Origin of the sequence: Pseudonocardia pini (genome assembly GCF_013870575.1) — a bacterium.
In the GTDB taxonomy this organism is placed as follows: Bacteria; Actinomycetota; Actinomycetes; order Mycobacteriales; family Pseudonocardiaceae; genus Pseudonocardia; species Pseudonocardia pini.
In genome coordinates this window covers 1-3,825 of sequence record NZ_JACBXB010000548.1, presented here as the reverse complement: position 1 = coordinate 3,825, position 3,825 = coordinate 1, and the positions used below count along the sequence as shown (strand labels likewise).

General features: G+C 72.0%; 5 protein-coding genes. 1 reads left to right on the top strand and 4 read right to left on the bottom strand.

What is annotated here, in order from left to right; genetic code table 11:
• The 4 genes from H5J29_RS24445 to H5J29_RS24430 form a co-directional block, all read right to left on the bottom strand.
• Positions 1–858: phytanoyl-CoA dioxygenase family protein (locus H5J29_RS24445; RefSeq protein WP_181783377.1), on the bottom strand; the 858-nt coding region annotated here is incomplete at its 3' end.
• Positions 855–1,280 carry an ester cyclase gene (locus H5J29_RS24440; protein WP_181783376.1) on the bottom strand — a complete coding sequence of 142 codons (426 nt, stop codon included), beginning with the start codon at positions 1,278–1,280 and terminating at the stop codon, positions 855–857. The genes H5J29_RS24445 and H5J29_RS24440, both read right to left, overlap by 4 nt.
• 44 nt (positions 1,281–1,324) lie before the next feature.
• Positions 1,325–2,206 carry an ABC transporter permease gene (locus H5J29_RS24435; RefSeq protein ID WP_181783375.1) on the bottom strand — a complete coding sequence of 294 codons (882 nt, stop codon included), beginning with the start codon at positions 2,204–2,206 and terminating at the stop codon, positions 1,325–1,327.
• A gap of 52 nt (positions 2,207–2,258) precedes the next feature.
• Entirely contained in the window at positions 2,259–3,344 is a 1,086-nt protein-coding gene (locus H5J29_RS24430) for an ABC transporter permease (protein WP_181783374.1), read from the bottom strand.
• 126 nt (positions 3,345–3,470) lie between these two features.
• Here H5J29_RS24430 and H5J29_RS36320 point away from each other — a divergent pair.
• Positions 3,471–3,825, top strand: a 355-nt coding sequence (locus tag H5J29_RS36320; protein ID WP_181783373.1) for a MarR family transcriptional regulator, incomplete at its 3' end; no start/stop codon positions are given.

The following is a 3,825-nucleotide window of genomic DNA, read 5'->3' as shown; positions in this document are numbered from 1 at the left end:
TCGGCCGTCCTCGGCGGGCTCCGCACCGGACGGGGAGTGGACGACGGGGTAGTCCTCGTGCTCGAGCAGGGCCCCCGGCACGAGGCCGCGCCCGTCCGTGCGCCGCGAGGGCACACCGGTGTACCGGGCGTCGGCGGGGACGTACCCGAGCACGTAGGACCAGCGGGCGGTCTCGGTCGTGTTCGCGGGGACCCCCAGCAGGATCGAGCTGTCGTGCGCGGTCGCGTCGCCGGGCGCGAGCGTGAGCGGCTCGGTGGGCAGGCACCCGTCGAGCCGCGGGTCCGCCCGCAGCTCGGCCTCGGTCCACTTGTCCGTGCCGAGGACCCCGCGCCGGTGCGAGCCGGACCAGTACCGCAGCGAGCCCTGCTCGGGGGACGCGGCGTCGAGGGCGATCGAGAACCCCGCGACGTCGCGGTCGTAGGAGGCGCCGGCGCACGGCTGGTGGTAGCGGACCTCCCCCGTGCGGCCGGTGCGCGACGCGGGCAGGTTGACGCCGAGGGCGTCCACGAACAGGCGCATCGCGACGGGCCGCCCCAGCAGCCGCGCGGCGTTGGCGCCGAGGACCGGTGAGGTGGCGACGGCGCCGAGCAGCGCGTCGGCCTTCCAGGGGTAGTGGAAGTTCTCGACGTCGCCGAGCACGTACTCGTCGTCGACGCCGGGGCGCGGCCGGTGCCCCGCCCCGTCCTCCCCCATGAACGCGACCGCGTTGCGGCGCATGGCCCCGGCCAGCTCGGGGCTGACGAGCCCGCGCAGCACCACCCACCCGTGCTCGCGGAGCTGCGCCAGCTCCTCGTCGGTCACCGAGCGGATGTGCTCGGCGAGGTCCGACGGGGAGGGGGACTCCTGGACAGCGGTCACCGGGGTGCGTTCGCGAGCGTGTCGCGCAGGTTGCTGTAGAACCACTCGTCGGTGATCAGGCCGTCCTCGATCCGCCAGATGCAGATCCCGGAGAAGATCACCGGCTTCGTGCTGGGGGCGAAGCCGAGCAGCGGCCCGACCATGGTGCCGCCCTCGCTGTAGCGGCCGACGACGCGGTCGCCCGCGGCCACGACGTCGAGCAGCCTGCTGTGGAAGTCCTCGCCGAAGCCGCGGCGGTAGCGCTCGTGCTTGGCGATGATCTCGTCCAGCGGCACGACCGGGTCGCGGTCCTCGTAGGTGTAGTGCCAGCGGAACGGGTCCGCCAGCACCTCCGGCAGCCGCTCCATGCGGTCCGTGACCACGTAGTCGATCATCCGTTGGACGATCGCCACGTTCTCCTCGGGTGTCGTCTCGCGCGACATGACTCCTCCTCGGTTCGACCTGCGATTTCTCGACGGTGGCGGGCTCAGCCGCGCCGACCGCCGACGAGCATTCCCTCGAGTCCGTCCGCGATCTCGGTGAACAACCACCCGCAGACCGCGATCGCCAGACCCGGGAAGATCCCGACCCACCAGCTCCCCAGGACCATCTGGGCCGAACCGGAGTCGACCATCGCGCCCCAGCTGGGCGTGGGTTCCTGCACCCCGATGCCCAGGAACGACAGGCTCGCGACGGCGAGCAGGGCCCCGGAGGCCACCAGCGGGATCTGGACGATGACGACGGCCGTGACGCCGGGCAGCATGTGCCGCAACAACATCCGGCGCCGCCCGGCCCCGATCGAGGCCGTGGCCTCCATGAACCGGCTCTCGCGCAGCGTCAGCGCCTCGGCCCGCACGCTGCGCACGAACATCGGCGCGAAGATCAGCGCGATCGCGACCATGATCATGGTCAGCGAGTTGCCGGACAGCGAGACGAAGACCATCGCCAGGATGATCAGCGGGAAGGCCTGGAGCAGGTCGAGCGAGCGCATCGCCCGCTCGGACCAGACGCTCTTGACCGACACCAGCAGGCCGGTGAGCACGCCCACCACCAGCGCGATGGCCGCGCCGCCCATGGCGAGCGGGAGGTCCAGCCTGCCCGCCGCGAGCCAGCGCGACAGCATGTCGCGGCCGAGCCGGTCGGTGCCCATGGGGTGCTGCAGGCTCGGTCCCTGCAGGATGGACGACGCGTCGATGTCGGTGGGGCTGTACGGGGTCGGCAGGAACAGGCAGCAAGCCAGCAGCAGGCCGAGCGAGCCCGCGGACAGGACCAGGCGTCGCTTGGCGGACAGCCTGCGCCTGCGGCGGGTGCGCACGCGGCGCGCAGGCCCGGTCTCGGCGACGGTCTCGGGGTGTGTGGCGATCGACATCGCGTCTCCGTGGTGGGCGGGTCGGGACGGGTGGGGTCGGTACCTGTTGCGCTCAGCTCTTCGCGCCGAGGGAGACGCGGGGGTCCAGGAACCCGACCAGCAGGTCGACGGCGACCAGGACGACGAGCGTGATCAGCGCCAGGACGAGGATGCAGCCCTGGATCTCCGGGATGTCCAGCTCGCGGATGCGGTCGATCTGGAACTGGGCGATCCCGCCCCAGGAGAACACCGTCTCGACGACGGTCGCGCCGCCGAAGCCCGCGGCGAGGGTGACACCGCCGTAGGTGATGATCTGCGACTGGGCGGCCCCGAGGGCGTAGAGGAAGACCCGCCACCGCGGCAGTCCGCAGCTGCGGGCGAACTCGACCTGCTTGCTGCGCATCTCCGCGCCGACGATGGTCCGCGTGGCCCTGGCGAAGAAGGCCAGCCCGGTCAGCGAGAGGGTCAGCACCGGCAGCACCGCGTGCGAGATCGCCGACCCGAGCAGCGCCCAGTCCCCCACCAGCAGACAGTCGAGGATGACCGCGCCGGTGATGCCGGGCGGCTCGGGGTCGGTGAGCCCGAGCTGGCCGGTCGGGCCCGGCAGCAGGCCGAAGCTGAAGAAGAACAGGTAGACCAGGACCAGCCCGACCAGGAAGGAGGGCACGACCTGCGAGCCGGTGGTCACCGCCGAGACGATGCGGTCCGGCAGCCGGTCGCGGAAGAAGACACCGACGGTGCCCAGTGCGACGCCGAGGACGAGCGTGCCGAGGAACCCGAGCACCACCAGCTCCACCGTCGCCGGGAGGTACTGCTTGATGTCCTCGATGACCGGTCGTCCGCTGAAGTAGGACTCACCGAGGTCGAGCCGGAGGAAGACCCCGCCGACGTAGTCCAGGTACCGGGTCCACAGCGGCTGGTCCAGCCCGAGGTCCGCCCGGATGGCCGCCAGCTGCTCCTCGGTCGCGAGCTCGCCCCCGATCTGCCGCTCCGGCTGGCTCGGCAGGATGTTGACCAGCAGGAAGGACAGCGAGACGACGACGAACAGCCCGAAGGGGATGAAGGCCAGCCGGGTCACGAGGTAGCGGGCCTGCGGGGGGATCCGACGCCGGGACGGGGCGCCGGGCCGGGTCGGGCGAGGTGCCACCGCCACGGTCATGCCGGTCCCCCGCTCACGGTCCGCGGAGCTGTCGAAGGGCCCATCTGCGTCACTCCCGTTGTCCGGCGCGGCATCGGAACGAGACCCGAACAGTGCGAGTCTCGATCAGTTCGGTAACTTAAGTCTGTGACTGACGACGGTCTGAGGGCCGAGGCGGCCGGTGCGGGCCGCACGGCCGCACACCTCGCCAGGGCGATCGAGGTCGAGCTGGCGTCGGTGAAGCTGTCGCTGCCGCAGTACCGGCTGCTCAGCACGCTGGACGAGCTGAGAGCGGAACAGTCCCACGAGTCGGCGGCCTCGCTCCTCGCCGACCGGCTGGCCGTGAGCAGGCCGAGCGTGACCGCACTCGTCGACGGGCTCGTCGGCCGCGGACTCGTCCGGCGCGAGTTCCGGGACGAGGACCGGCGCCGCACCTGGCACGTCCTCACCGACGAGGGCAGGCGCGCGCTGCGCGAGGCAGACCAGGCGCTGGACGGGTTCC